Below are 13,653 nucleotides of genomic sequence, written 5' to 3'. Positions count from 1 at the left end.
CCTAACGGCTGGTGGAGACCATCAGCCGCTCCAGCCCGTGAAAGTGGTAGACATCGCCATAGACCGGAGCTTCGGTCAGGCGCAGATCGGGGCAGCGTTCAAACAGGACCTCAAGGGCGATCTGAAGCTCAAGACGGGCCAGTGGCGCGCCAACGCAGAAGTGGATGCCGCCCCCGAAACTGTTGTTCTGCGGGGCTTTGCGGGTCGGATCAAAGGAATCAGCGTCCGTATAGACCTGCGAATCGCGGTTTGCAGAGCCCAGCAGACAGGCGATCTGGTCACCGCGCTTGAAGGACTGGCCGCCCAATGTCACATCCTCATAAACCCAGCGCGTGAACAGATGCAGGGGCGGATCGTAGCGGATCACTTCTTCGACCAAGGCTTCGTCGATCTCGCGCAGACCCTGTTCCAGCAGCGTCTTGGTGCCATTGCCCAAAGTATGCACTGTCGCCTCGTGCCCTGCATTCAAAAGCAGGATGCAGGTGCTGATCAACTCATCCTCGCTCAGACGTGCGCCGTCTTCTTCGGCGGCAATCAGGGTCGAGATCAGATCATCGGCAGGAGTCTTGCGGCGGACCTGAATGTAGCCGCGCATGAAGGCGACAAAATCATTTGTGGCGGCCACAGCGGCCGCCTCGATCTCGGGGGTGCGGCGGGCCTGATACATTGCCACCATGGCGTTGGACCAGCGTAGCAAATCATCGGCGCGTTCTTCGGGAACACCGAGAAGGCGCGCGATAATGAGCACCGGCACCGGTTGGGCATAATAAGTCAGCAAATCAAAGGGTTGATTTGGAAACATATCAATCAACTCATGGCAGAGTTGGCGGATGTCAGGGCCGAGTGCGGCGACTGTCCTGCTCGTAAACGCACGCAGAACAAGGGATCGCAGACGGGTGTGGCGTGGCGGTTCAATCGCCAGCATCGAATGGTCCTCAACGTCATAAAACGGCCGAAGATGTGCGGGGATATCGGGTGCAAGTTCAGGTGGACATTCGCGCCCCATCCGTTTGTCGCGTAGCACTGCATGCACCATCTTATGCGACACAGCACAGGCCATCTCAAAGTCGTCCCACCAGATGAAATCACCTGCACCACGGGCCTGCGCATAGAACGGATATGGGTCTTGAACAAAGGCCGGATCAGTGGGGGATTTTTGAAATTTTTGCATGGCAGAACATTTGTCCGACCGCCCTGCAGATTGCAAGCGGCAGCGAATTATTTGCATGTCATGCTGCACCTGCGCCGCGACGTTCTGACGCGGTATGCGGCCAGTTTTCCCATGTTAACGTGCATACAGTTGGATACAAATAGTCGTCGGGAACAGATGACATTGTGAATTCCGTAGCCAACATGGGAGGGACGTTCATGGCCAACGCGCCTATGGACGAGAACGCGTTTGATCGCTCAGAGTATCGTAGGGCCGACCGCCATTTCCGGTTGGTCGGAGAGAAACTGCCGGAAGAGGCTGTCTCGGCCCTTGCGCGCGAAGTTGTAAGGCGTCTTGCTTTTCGAATGCCACATGCGTTGAAAAAAGAAGATTTGCCAACGAAGTCAGATATCGAGCAGTTGTGTGGCGCATTGCTGTCGAAAACTGATGATGCGGCAGACAACTTTATTCTGTCGGCGCGACGCGACGGTGTTGCGCTTGAAGCGATCTATCTGGGCTATGTAGCAGGTGCTGCCCGCCGCTTGGGCGAGATGTGGGACAATGACGATATTTCGTTCATTGATGTCACGCTGGCCTGCGGCAAGCTCTATCGCATCATCCGTGGCCTGCGCCATGTGATTGCCCCCGGAATTTTCGGCGACAGGGACGACTGGCCTGCGATGTTCGCGCTGGTGCCAGGTGAAACCCACACGATCGGGATCGAGATCGCCACTGATGTGTTCCGCCGTGAGGGCTGGGATGTGGATATGATGGTGGCGCTGGATCATGACACGCTCATCGAACAGTCGGAGCGGCGCAACTACAAAGCTATTGTGCTGGTTGCCAATTCCGACGGGATGATCGAAGCGCTGACACGGTTGGTGCTGGCCTTGCGTATCTCGCAACCGCTGGCGCATGTGATTGTGGCGGGCAATATCCTGACGCACCATGCGGATATCATTGATGTGGTCGGTGCGGATGCTGTGATGGAAGACATCGAAACCGCGGTCCATACACTGCGTGATCTGATAAATATCGACGCGGGCTAGGCCTTTTCGAGTGCCGAAATGATGGGCGAGAAAGCCTCGGCGGTCAGGCTGGCCCCGCCAACAAGGGCACCATTCACATTTGGCACGGCAAAGATTTCCGCGGCGTTACTGCCTTTGACAGAGCCGCCATAGAGCAGTGACATTTCTGTCCCGTCACTAAAGCGGTCTTGCAGGCGTTTGCGTATATGGGCGTGGACTTCGGCAATCTGGTCGTTTGACGGCACTTTTCCGGTGCCGATCGCCCAGACGGGTTCGTAGGCAATGACCGTATTCAGCGCATCCGCTGTTGCCGGTAGCGAGCCTCCAAGCTGCCGATCAATGACATCAAGCGTTGTGCCGTTTTCACGCTCGTCGAGTGTTTCTCCGATGCAGATGACCGCAATGAGCCCCGCATCATAGGCCGCTTGCGCCTTTGCCGCGACCAGCGCGTCGGTTTCCCCGTGGTCGGTGCGGCGTTCGGAGTGACCCAGCAGCACATAACTGGCCCCGGCGTCTGCAAGCATTTCAGCGCTGATGTCGCCGGTATGTGCGCCCGCCTGAGCTGTGTGGCAATCCTGACCGCCGATATCAAATGGCGTGTCTTCGCAGGCGGAAATCAGGGTGAAGGGGGGGCAGATCAGGATCGCGATATCCGCATCGCCATGTTTGTCTTCGAGCTTCTCCAATTCGGCCAGTGTGCTTTGCGTCCCGTTCATCTTCCAGTTACCTGCGGCGATCTTACGGGGCATAGCGGCGTCCTTATTCCGGTGAAGCAAGAGTGCGTTTAGCTAACTCGCAGGCCTCTTGGCCCACGTCAAGGGCAGCCACGGCATTGGACCCGCAGCACCGCAGTGAATTCACAGGTCACCGACATTTTTCGGAACAGGCCGGCCGTCGCGGGTGGCTCTTGCCGGAACCCGCAAAAGGACTCTCTGCGCGCTTGCTCAGTTGGCGGAAAGGTTCTCGTCAAACTTGATCGACTCGCCGCAACCACATGCGTCAACAACGTTGGGATTGCGGAATTTGAAGCCCGCTTCGAGGAGTGAGACTTCGTAATCAATCTCCGTGCCGAAAAGGAACATCTGCGCCATTGGCGCAATCATGACGCGTGCGCCATCCTGTTCTACCACCTCATCCAGCGGATCAACCTCGGTCACATAGTCCATGGTGTATTCCATGCCCGCACAGCCGCCTTTCTTGACGCCGATGCGCAAGCCCTGATGACCGTCCTTTGCCATCAGCTTGGCGATTTGTGCCGCGGCTTTGTCGGTGATGGTAACCGCTTGTTTGCCTGGAATGCCGAACATGAAGTGCTCCTTTGCATCCAATGTAGGTGAGATGGACCGCGCACTCAAGGTGCGGCTGTGCCAATGCCAAAGAATGTGATCAGGCTGGCGGCAGTTTACATAAAGCCCAGTTCAAGACGCGCTTCGTCTGACATCATGTCCATACCCCATTGCGGCTCGAACGTCATCTCGACATCAACCTGTTTCACGCCCGGCAGGGGTTCAACCGCATCGGCGACCCATCCGGGCATTTCACCAGCCACCGGACAACCCGGGGCAGTCAGGGTCATGATGATGTTAACGGCGTTATCTTCCGAGATATCAATCGTGTAGATCAAACCAAGGTCATAGATGTTCACCGGAATCTCAGGGTCGTAGACAGATTGGCAGGCCTTGACGACATCCTCGTAAAGGGGGTGATCGGTCGTTGACGGCGCAATCATTGGCGCACCTTCAAGCTGAGCGTTACTATCTGTCATGGTCTTGGTTCCCGCAATTCCTGAGCAAACATATAGGGATTGGGCGCGGGGGCGTAAAGGGGGTGCGAGGCAAAGTGCCAGATCGATGACACGGTCGGTCGGGGCAACGCGGGCCCGTACAGCCAAGATTGGCGTAGGATCAATGACGCCGTGTCTTAAAGGGCCATAAAGCGACCCAGTCCACGGTGTTCCAGTCGATTGTCTCTGGGGGCAGTTTCTTAATCAGTTCGCGCCTGCATTGCTGCGCATCCTTTGGGCAGGCGCTGGCGGAGCGCATCACCGCGACCAGTCTTTCGATATCTAGGTTGACCGGGACATCGCCCTTGGCGCAGTGCTGCGGGCGGATCGCCTTTGTTTGTTTTTGTTGCACGGGCTCTTGAACGGGGGGGACCGGTGCGAAGGTATGTGGGAACATTTTCATCAGACAGAACTTTCACTAGTACACTTACGGCCCAGCTGCATGTCCATGCCAAGGTTCGGCACATTCTTCGCCGGGATCGATAGACGCGATGGCAACTGCCAAAGCGCCGAGTTTGCAGCAAATATACAAGCGGTCTATTCGCTGCGGCAGACTGTGGCGACCACGCGATTGAGGCGGAAGCCACTGGTTGCAGCCTGATCAGTAAATTTCAGGAATAACTGAAGGACATTTACTCATCATAAGGCGCTGCGTTCTATTCGAGAGGCTAATTTTGATAAGCAATGATCAAGATATAACAATTTTTATGTATGAAGTACACCTGACCTAAAGACTAGTAAGCAGTTGTAATTATGTCATTTTTGACATATTTCCGCACGTTTTCTGCCGCAATTCCTCTACATTGCCACTATCCGAGGCAGCATTTGGGTCTGCATTATTGCTCTGCCTATCGTGTCATTCAGCGAGCAACAGGCGCCTGATGCGCTCAGACTGATCTTGCGGGGTTACTCATCCGAGGGAGGTCTGCCAAAAACCGAAGCCCCTTGGCAAATTCAGCGATATCGGGGAAGAGAGGCATATGACCCAACGCTTTTCATTCGCCCTGAACGCCACTGACGGCAAAGCCCGCACCGGCGTAATCTCAACCCCGCGCGGGGATATTCGCACGCCTGCATTTATGCCCGTCGGCACCGCCGCCACCGTCAAGGCGATGATGCCTGAAAGTGTGGCTGCGACCGGTGCTGATATCTTGCTTGGCAATACCTATCACCTGATGCTGCGCCCAACGGCGGAACGGATCGACCGCCTTGGTGGTCTGCACAAATTCATGAACTGGGACAAACCGATCCTGACTGACAGCGGTGGTTTTCAGGTAATGAGCCTTGCCGAGTTGCGCAAGCTGACCGAGAAGGGCGTGACCTTCAAAAGCCATATTGACGGCTCCAAACATGAACTGACGCCCGAACGGTCGATGGAAATTCAAAAACTGCTCGGGTCGGACATCGTGATGTGTTTCGACGAATGTCCGGCACTTCCTGCTGATCGCAAGCGGATCGCGGAAAGTATGGAATTGTCGATGCGTTGGGCGCAGCGGTCGCGCGATGCCTTTGGCGACAGGCCGGGATACGCGCTCTTTGGGATACAGCAAGGCGGCTTGGAACAAGACCTTCGAGAACAAAGCGCCGAAGCGCTGAAAGCGGTGGAGTTTGATGGGTACGCCGTGGGTGGTCTGGCCGTGGGCGAAGGGCAGGAGGCGATGTTCGGCGTGCTTGATTTCGCGCCCGATCAATTACCGGTCGATAAACCCCGCTACCTGATGGGCGTGGGTAAGCCCGACGATATCGTGGGTGCTGTCAAACGCGGGATTGATATGATGGACTGTGTGCTTCCCAGCAGGTCCGGCCGCACCGGCCAGTTATTCACCCGCCGCGGTGTGATCAATATCAAGAACGCGCGCCATGCGGATGATCCCCGGCCACTGGATGAACATTGCACATGTCCGGCTTGTTCCCATTATTCCCGCGCGTACCTGCACCATGTGTTCCGTGCGCAGGAAATGATATCGGGTATGCTTCTGACATGGCATAACCTGCATTATTTCCAGGAGATCATGCAGGGGATGCGTAATGCGATTGCAGCAGGCCGCTTTGCAGATTGGGAGGCCGAATTCCACGCCACCCGTGCGCTTGGGGATATCGCGCCCGTCAACTAGGGCTGGAAGCTTGGCAGGGGCAGGATTGCCTTCGGCGAAAGTTTGATTGGACATGGAAAGTTGGGATGCAGAGGCAGTCTTTTATGGGATATTTTCCGCAATCGCGCCTTGCGACTCCGGTCTGTGACGGGCAAGTTGCCATGAAGAGATAATGGATGAGTTGAAACCTATGGTAGGTCATCCCACATATTGATCCCAAGAGGAGACGCTCCATGTTGCCGCTAAAGCGGGACCGGCGCGTCTTGCCGAGAAAAGGAAAAGAGCATGCAAGAACCGTTGAGTTCATCCTATCCCGTCCTGCCGTTGCGCGACATTGTGGTGTTTCCACATATGATCGTGCCGCTTTTCGTGGGCCGTGATAAATCTGTCCGCGCCCTTGAAGAGGTGATGCAGGACGACAAGCAGATTTTGCTGTCCAGTCAGGTCGACCCCGGTGAGGACGACCCCAAAGAGGACGGCATCTACAAGACAGGCGTTCTGGCCAATGTGCTGCAGCTGCTGAAGCTGCCGGACGGTACCGTGAAGGTGCTGGTCGAGGGCCGTGCGCGCGTCAAGATCACAGGTTTTGTTGCCAACGACAGCTTCTTTGAGGCGTCATGTGAATACCTGACTGAAACCGATGGCGATCCTGCCGAGATCGAGGCGCTTGTGCGCAATGTCTCGGCCGAGTTCGAGCGTTATGCGAAGGTCAAGAAAAACATCCCCGAAGAGGCCATGGCCGCTGTCGGCGATGCAACCGAGCCTGCGAAACTGGCCGACCTTGTTGCCGGTCATCTGGGTATTGAAGTCGAACAAAAGCAGGGGCTTTTGGAAACGCTTTCCGTGTCCGAGCGGCTGGAAAAGGTCTTTGGCATGATGCAGGACGAAATGTCCGTGCTGCAGGTCGAGAAAAAGATCAAGACCCGCGTGAAATCCCAGATGGAGCGCACCCAGCGCGAGTACTATTTGAATGAGCAGATGAAGGCCATTCAGAAAGAACTTGGCGATGGTGAGGACGGCCAGAACGAGGTGGATGAGCTTGAGGCGAAAATCGCCGAGACCAAGCTGTCCAAAGAGGCCCGCGAAAAGGTGGATGCCGAGCTGAAGAAGCTCAAGAACATGTCGCCGATGAGCGCCGAAGCCACTGTTGTGCGCAACTATCTGGACTGGATCCTGGGCGTGCCATGGGGCACCAAATCCCGCACGAAAAAGGACCTGCACAAAGCGCAGGCGATCCTTGATGCGGATCACTACGGTCTTGAGAAGGTCAAAGAGCGGATTGTCGAATACCTTGCGGTGCAACAACGCTCTGCCAAGCTCAAGGGCCCGATCATGTGTCTGGTCGGCCCTCCGGGTGTGGGTAAGACGTCGTTGGGCAAATCGGTCGCCAAGGCCACAGGGCGCGAGTTTATCCGCATCAGTCTTGGTGGTGTGCGTGACGAATCTGAGATCCGCGGCCACCGCCGGACCTATATCGGTTCGATGCCCGGCAAGATCATTCAGGCGCTGAAAAAGGCGAAAACCACGAACCCGCTCATCCTGCTCGACGAGATCGACAAGATGGGTCAGGACTTCCGTGGTGATCCCGCATCCGCCATGCTTGAGGTGTTGGACCCTGAACAGAACAGCACATTCGTGGATCACTATCTGGAGGTCGAATATGACCTTTCGAACGTGATGTTCCTGACGACGGCGAACTCCTACAACATGCCGGGGCCGCTTTTGGACCGGATGGAGATCATTTCGCTCTCGGGTTATACCGAGGACGAAAAGGTGGAAATCGCCAAGCAGCACCTGTTGCCGAAGGTCATGAAGAACCACGGTTTGAAGGCCAAGGAGTTCTCGGTCTCCGATGACGCATTGCTGGCCATGGTGCGGGTCTATACCCGTGAAGCCGGTGTGCGGAACATGGAACGCGAATTGGCGAAAGTGGCGCGCAAGGCCGTGACCATGATCGTCAAGAAAGAAGCAGATGTGATCGAAGTCACGGCTGCCAATCTTTCCGACTTCCTCGGCGTGGAAAAGTACCGCTTCGGTCTTGCTGAAGAAAGCGATCAGGTCGGTGTTGTGACGGGTCTGGCTTGGACCTCTGTGGGTGGCGAGCTTCTCAATATCGAAGCGCTGCGCCTGCCGGGTAAAGGCCGGATGAAAACCACCGGTAAGCTGGGCGATGTGATGAAGGAATCGATTGATGCGGCGTCATCCTATGTGCGTTCAATCGCGCCCGAAATCGGGGTGAAGCCGCCGAAATTCGATACTATCGACATTCACGTCCACGTGCCGGACGGGGCGACACCAAAGGACGGGCCAAGTGCCGGTCTCGCGATGGTGACATCCATTGTGTCGGTGCTGACGGGTATTCCGGTCCGCAAGGATATCGCCATGACGGGCGAGGTGTCTTTGCGCGGCAACGCGATGCCGATCGGTGGTTTGAAAGAAAAACTGCTGGCGGCGCTGCGTGGGGGTATCACCACAGTGCTGATCCCGCAGGACAACGCCAAAGACCTGCCCGATATTCCGGACAATGTGAAAGAGGGGCTGACCATCATCCCTGTCAGACATGTCTCTGAGGTGCTGGAACATGCGCTGGTCCGCAAGCCCGAGCCGATCGAGTGGGACGAGGCCGCTGAAGAGGCAGCCGCCGCCGCACTCAAGGCGCAGGACGGCGGTGAAGGCGCACGCGCGCACTAAGTCCGGAATTCTGGCTAGAACAATAAGGCGCCCTTGCTTGCAAGGGCGCCTTTTGCATGTGCTATCTGCTTGACGTTGCTGGCCGCAAGGGACGTAATGCCGCCAACTGGCAAAGGGATGAATGCACATGGCACGGACGCCGAAAGAAGAGCCGGAAACTGCGAAAACTGATGACGCAATGCTCAAAAAGCCGGAACTGCTTGATGCCGTGGTGGCGCGTACCAACCTCAAGAAGCGGGATGTGAAGCCCGCCGTTGAGGCCGCTTTGGCCGTGCTGGGCGAGGCACTGCGCGACGGGCAGGTCGTGAACCTGCCGCCTTTGGGCAAGCTGCGTGTGGTCAAGACAAAACCACTCGATGGTGGTGCTGCGGTTGTCACGCTGAAATTACGGACACCGAAGGATGCGACTGTGGCTGCCTCGTCCGATCCTGACGACACGTGAACGAGGCACCGCTTTACCCGCAATGAGCTTTCCTGAACTCTATATCCTGCGCCACGGCGAAACGACGTGGAACGCCGAAAACCGGATGCAGGGGGATTTGAACTCGCCCCTGACTGACAAAGGTCTGCGCGATGCGGCAAAGCAGGGTGAAATTCTCGGTGCGCGCGATTTGACGGGCTTTGTGTTTCTTACAAGTCCGCAGGGCCGTGCGTTCCAGACAGCAGGAATTGCTCTGGCAGGGATTGCGGATCATATCCGCACCGATGATCGTTTGCGCGAAATCGGGGTCGGGGATTGGTCGGGGCGCTTGCGCCATGAGCTGCCCATGCCGAAGGGCAAAGACCCGTTCATGGCACAATACGAGATCGCTCCGAACGGCGAAGGCTTTGCGCGGCTCAAGCAGCGATGCCTTGATTTTCTGGCAGATTTGCGCGGGCCGGCGGTGCTTGTCACGCATGGGATCACCAGCAGCATGATCCGTGGTCTGGTCGTGGGCGAAAAGGCCCATGCGCAGCGTAACAGCCATGGCGGGCAGGGCTGTGTTTACCACCTCAAAGATGGCGAACAATTCCTCTTGGAATAGGCTTGCACTACCCTGAACACTCGTCTAAATGATGCCGCATCGGGTGATTAGCTCAGTTGGTAGAGCGCTTCCTTTACACGGAAGATGTCGGGAGTTCGAGCCTCTCATCACCCACCATTCTTCATGACATCAAAGTGATACCGTGCTTGAAGGTGATTTGGCTTTCAATAGCACACTGATCGGCCACCTATTTGATCAGGTCATGCCCTTTGGACCTGTGATCGCGGCTTTAACACTCGACATCCTGTTTTTGGATTTCACTGCGGCGATGTGCCGAGCGTCGCGCTGCGTATGATACTGATCGCGCTGCTCGTGCCGTCAATCAGCGGCACAGGGCAATGCGCGCCGATCTTGGCCGCAAGACCTGCCAAAGGACCGCCGCCCATCACGATGCTGGTGGCGCCACGCTGCTGCATTTCGGAACACAGCTGGCCAAGTTCACGCCTGTATCGGCATTGCACCGTGCCGGGATCGCCGAAATCATTTATCGCGAGCGCATCAACGCCAATCAGCTGGCCCCCGACACCTGCTTCTTTCGCTTTGTCTGTCAACCCCGGGACAAGGCTTTGGCCAAATGTCACGATGCCGAAGGGTCCGCCAAGGGCGCCTGCGACGGCAAAAGCCGCGGTGGCGATCCCGATGACGGGGACATCCGGCCGCAGCGCTCGGACCTCTTCTGCGCCCGTATTGCCGAAAGATGCCAGCACAATTCCGTCGCAGGGAGCGTTGTAGGCTTTCACAGTCTCGACCACAGCACGGCTGGCCAGTTCGGCATCTTGCGGTGTCACGATCAGTTCAGGGCCGAATGACGGGCATATCGTCGTGAAATGGTCGTCAGGCTCTGCTGCGGCATTTGCGGCCTCTCTGATGCGTTCAGTGACACCTTTGGAGGTGTTTGGATTGATGATCAGCAAGCGCATCAGAGGATGACCGATGGCAGCCAGAGAGACAGCGCAGGAAACAGATTGATCAGCAACAGGGCAATCAGCATGGCCCCGATGAACATCAGCATCGAGGGGATGATCTTGGCGATGGAAATCTTGGCGATGGCGCAGGTGATCAAGACAACCGAGGCAACCGGTGGCGTCTGTTGCCCGATCCCGAGGTTGATTGTCAGGATCAAACCGAAATGCACGCGGTCAATGCCCAGCTGATCTGCCAGTGGCAGGAAAATGGGCACCAGCATCAGGATCGCAGGTGTGCCATGAATGATTGTGCCGGCCAACAGAAAGAAGATGTTGATGACAAGCAGAACAACCCAGTAGTTGTCGGAAAGGCCCAGAATGGCCTCTGCGATGTCCTGCGGAATGCGCTGGTTGGTCAGATACCAACCCAAGAGTGTGGAGGTTGCGACGATAAACATCAGCATCGCCGAGCGCTTGCCGGCAATACGCAGCGTATCGACAACAGTGCCCATGCGCACCGTCCGGTAAACACCCATCGCCAAGACGATCGACCAGAAGGCAGCAATGGCACCGGCTTCTGTCGCTGTGAAGACACCGCCAAGGATGCCCGCCAGCACAAGTATCGGCAGGGTGAGCGGAAGGGCGGCGTCCTTACCTGTTTCAAGCACACGCGCGAAAGAGAACGCGCCTTCGGTCGGGTAGCCGCGCTTGACGGAAATTGCATAGGCTGTGCCCATCAGAAGCGCGCAGACCAGCAGACCCGGCACAATCCCGGCGGCAAAAAGTTCGGCAATCGACGCGTTGGCGACATAGGCATAGAGGATCAGGTTCAGGCTGGGCGGCACGATGATCGCCATTGTGGCCGATGTCGAAGTCACAGCCGCCGCAAATGCGACCGGGTAACCGCGCTTTTTCATCTGCGGGATCATGACTGATCCGATCGCGGCCGCGTCCGATGTAGCTGTGCCCGAAATCTCGGAAAAGAACAGCGATGTCAGAATGTTGACATGCGCCAGACCACCCCGGATATGTCCGACGAGTGAGGAAGCAAAGGCGATCAGTTTCTCCGCGATCTTGCCCTGGTTCATGATCTCGCCCGCGATCATGAACAAAAGAGCAGCCACAAGCAGATAGTTGTTCGCACCACCAAAGGGGATCAGACCGATGATCTGCGGCATGACCGCCGGATCGAGAATGATCATGGTTGCGGCCGTAACACCCAACACAAAGGCGATCGGCAGGCCTGCGATAAGCAGGGTGACAAGCAGGATGAGAATCATCCATCCGGGATCAAGAAACATCAGGCGTCACTTTCGGGCAAAAGGTCCAAAGGGTCGATACGGCCGGACACGATGCCGACCAGCCTTACCGCACAAAACAGAGTAATCAGGGCGCCGCCAAAGGGCATTGCCCCACGGAACAGGGCCATCGGGGCGTCAACAGAGATCAAGGAGCGCGTGCCAAAGCTGGCTGCGGCAATCCCGCCGTACCACGCGAGAATCAGCCCGAAGAACCCCATCAGGATCAGGTTCAAAGCGGTGACGACGCGCATCATCTTTGGTGGCATGACACGCAAAACCGCATCAAACCCCAAATGTTCATTGGTCCGCGTCAGGTAAGCCGCGCCAATGAATGTCAGCATTGCCAAGAGATGGGCTGGCAATTCCTCACCCCATGACACGCTGTCATTCAGAACGAACCGGGCGAAGACCGCCCAGTTCAATAAAAAGAGCAGAAGGCCGGCAAGACCGATCACAACCACATCCAGCACGGCGCCAAGCCAGCGGTCCAATTGCGAGAAAAAGGCGTCAAAACGGTCCATGCGTGCTCTCCTGTCCCGCTTTACTCGATACCGAGAGCGGTTTTGGTCGCTGCGATCATATCCGCGCCGATCACGTCAACGAAGGTCGGGCTTTCATAGAGCGGTGCGGCAGCACTTTGGAACGCGGCAAAGTCAATCTCGTTAATCGCGATCCGGTCAGAGAGGGCTGCGATGGTTTCAGCGTCGGTTGTCTCGCCCCATGCAAACGACCACGGTGCTACCTCTTGGGCCACGGAAATCACGGTTGCGCGCAGCTCGTCGTCCAGTGATGCAAGGAAGGGTTCGCCGATCATCAGAAACGTGGGCAGATAGACGTGGTTGGACAGCGACATATAGTCCTGCACTTCGAAGAGCTTGGCCGTATCAACAACGTTTGCGGGGTTTTCCTGCCCGTCAATTGTGCCCTGATCCAGAGCGGAATAGACCTCTCCAAACGAAAGTGGTGTGGCGTTGGCACCCAATGTATTAAACATTTCAACGCGCTGGCGGTTGGTGGGTGTGCGGATTTTGAGACCGTCAAGGTCGGCCGGCGTTACAATCGGGCGCACGTTATTGGTGATCTGGCGAAAGCCGTTGTCCCACATTGCGGCCAATACCATACCGGTACCATTGAACCCGTCAGCCAACATCTTGCCCGCAGGGCTGTCGATGAAGGTTTGCACTGCTGCGCGGTCCTCGAACAGATAGGGCAGATCAAAAATTGATGTGCGTGTATTGATCTGCGCGACAGCAGATGCCGACAAAGAGGCCTGATGCGTGCCGAAACCGAGGCCTTGAAGAACGTCTTCTTCCTTGCCCAACGTGTTGGACATGAAAATCTGGACGTCGATTTCGCCGGGTGCAGCGGCCTCAAGTCGCTGCTCGTATTCCAGCAGGAAGACATGCGCGAAAGAGCCTTCGGGCAATGATGAATTGATCTGCATCACAGCTTCTGCGCTGGCAACGGCTGGTAGAAATGCGGCGCTTGCCACGGCGAATAATTGGGTACGGGAGAAAGTCATGCTTTTTTCCTTTGCAACGGGTTGGGATCGAAGAGAATCGAGGATTACGTCTGGAAAAAGATTTTCTTAGTAACGTACTTAAGAAAACATTTTTTCTTGTATTTGCCCTAAGTTTTCATGCGCTGCCTCATTTTGCGGCAGCGTTTTTGCGCTTT

At 56.5% G+C, this 13,653-nt stretch carries 13 protein-coding genes and 1 tRNA gene; 6 read left to right on the top strand and 8 right to left on the bottom strand.

The window, feature by feature from the left end:
- Position 1 precedes the first annotated feature (1 nt).
- Positions 2–1,171: a cytochrome P450 gene (locus C7964_RS07835; protein ID WP_110279103.1), complete on the bottom strand. Its 1,170-nt coding sequence runs from the start codon at positions 1,169–1,171 to the stop codon at positions 2–4.
- Between the two features lie 197 nt (positions 1,172–1,368).
- Between C7964_RS07835 and C7964_RS07830 the strand changes: the two genes are divergently transcribed.
- Positions 1,369–2,199 carry a cobalamin B12-binding domain-containing protein gene (locus C7964_RS07830; RefSeq protein WP_110279102.1) on the top strand — a complete coding sequence of 277 codons (831 nt, stop codon included), beginning with the start codon at positions 1,369–1,371 and terminating at the stop codon, positions 2,197–2,199.
- Here C7964_RS07830 and tpiA read toward each other — a convergent pair.
- The 3 genes from tpiA to C7964_RS07815 all read right to left on the bottom strand — a co-directional run bounded on the left by tpiA (position 2,196) and on the right by C7964_RS07815 (position 3,943).
- Positions 2,196–2,927: a triose-phosphate isomerase gene (gene tpiA / locus C7964_RS07825; RefSeq protein ID WP_110279101.1), complete on the bottom strand. Its 732-nt coding sequence runs from the start codon at positions 2,925–2,927 to the stop codon at positions 2,196–2,198. The genes C7964_RS07830 and tpiA overlap by 4 nt on opposite strands.
- Positions 2,928–3,122: 195 nt before the next feature.
- Positions 3,123–3,485 carry a HesB/IscA family protein gene (locus C7964_RS07820; RefSeq protein WP_110279100.1) on the bottom strand — a complete coding sequence of 121 codons (363 nt, stop codon included), beginning with the start codon at positions 3,483–3,485 and terminating at the stop codon, positions 3,123–3,125.
- A 95-nt stretch (positions 3,486–3,580) separates the two neighbouring features.
- A complete protein-coding gene (locus C7964_RS07815) occupies positions 3,581–3,943 on the bottom strand; it encodes an SUF system Fe-S cluster assembly protein (RefSeq protein ID WP_110279099.1) in 363 nt (120 codons plus the stop codon).
- 998 nt (positions 3,944–4,941) lie between these two features.
- Between C7964_RS07815 and tgt the strand changes: the two genes are divergently transcribed.
- From tgt to C7964_RS07785, 5 genes are all read left to right on the top strand, one after another.
- On the top strand, positions 4,942–6,075 hold the full coding sequence (tgt, locus tag C7964_RS07805) for a tRNA guanosine(34) transglycosylase Tgt (protein ID WP_110279097.1): 1,134 nt from the start codon (positions 4,942–4,944) through the stop codon (positions 6,073–6,075).
- Between the two features lie 264 nt (positions 6,076–6,339).
- Positions 6,340–8,745: an endopeptidase La gene (gene lon / locus C7964_RS07800; RefSeq protein WP_110279096.1), complete on the top strand. Its 2,406-nt coding sequence runs from the start codon at positions 6,340–6,342 to the stop codon at positions 8,743–8,745.
- A 127-nt stretch (positions 8,746–8,872) separates the two neighbouring features.
- Positions 8,873–9,187 (top strand): HU family DNA-binding protein, encoded by a 315-nt coding sequence (locus C7964_RS07795; protein ID WP_110279095.1) that lies wholly within the window; start codon positions 8,873–8,875, stop codon positions 9,185–9,187.
- 22 nt (positions 9,188–9,209) lie between these two features.
- Positions 9,210–9,770, top strand: a complete 561-nt coding sequence (locus C7964_RS07790) for a histidine phosphatase family protein (protein ID WP_110279094.1) — start codon at positions 9,210–9,212, stop codon at positions 9,768–9,770.
- A gap of 41 nt (positions 9,771–9,811) precedes the next feature.
- Positions 9,812–9,887 (top strand) — tRNA-Val (locus C7964_RS07785).
- A gap of 140 nt (positions 9,888–10,027) precedes the next feature.
- Here C7964_RS07785 and C7964_RS07780 read toward each other — a convergent pair.
- From C7964_RS07780 to C7964_RS07765, 4 genes are read right to left on the bottom strand one after another with little or no spacing between them, the layout of a single operon-like run.
- Positions 10,028–10,690, bottom strand: a complete 663-nt coding sequence (locus C7964_RS07780; RefSeq protein WP_110279093.1) for an aspartate/glutamate racemase family protein — start codon at positions 10,688–10,690, stop codon at positions 10,028–10,030.
- Entirely contained in the window at positions 10,690–11,976 is a 1,287-nt protein-coding gene (locus tag C7964_RS07775) for a TRAP transporter large permease (protein ID WP_110279092.1), read from the bottom strand. Before C7964_RS07775 ends, C7964_RS07780 begins: the two co-directional genes overlap by 1 nt.
- The gene (locus C7964_RS07770) at positions 11,976–12,497 is read right to left on the bottom strand and encodes a TRAP transporter small permease (protein WP_110279091.1); all 522 of its coding nucleotides are present in this window, start codon (positions 12,495–12,497) and stop codon (positions 11,976–11,978) included. The genes C7964_RS07775 and C7964_RS07770 overlap by 1 nt, the downstream gene beginning before the upstream one ends.
- Positions 12,498–12,517: 20 nt before the next feature.
- Positions 12,518–13,498, bottom strand: a complete 981-nt coding sequence (locus C7964_RS07765) for a TRAP transporter substrate-binding protein (RefSeq protein ID WP_110279090.1) — start codon at positions 13,496–13,498, stop codon at positions 12,518–12,520.
- Positions 13,499–13,653 lie beyond the last annotated feature (155 nt).

It is taken from the genome of Loktanella sp. PT4BL (genome assembly GCF_003201935.1).
GTDB lineage: Bacteria > Pseudomonadota > Alphaproteobacteria > Rhodobacterales > Rhodobacteraceae > Yoonia.
This window is presented reverse-complemented; position numbering and strand designations above follow the sequence as displayed.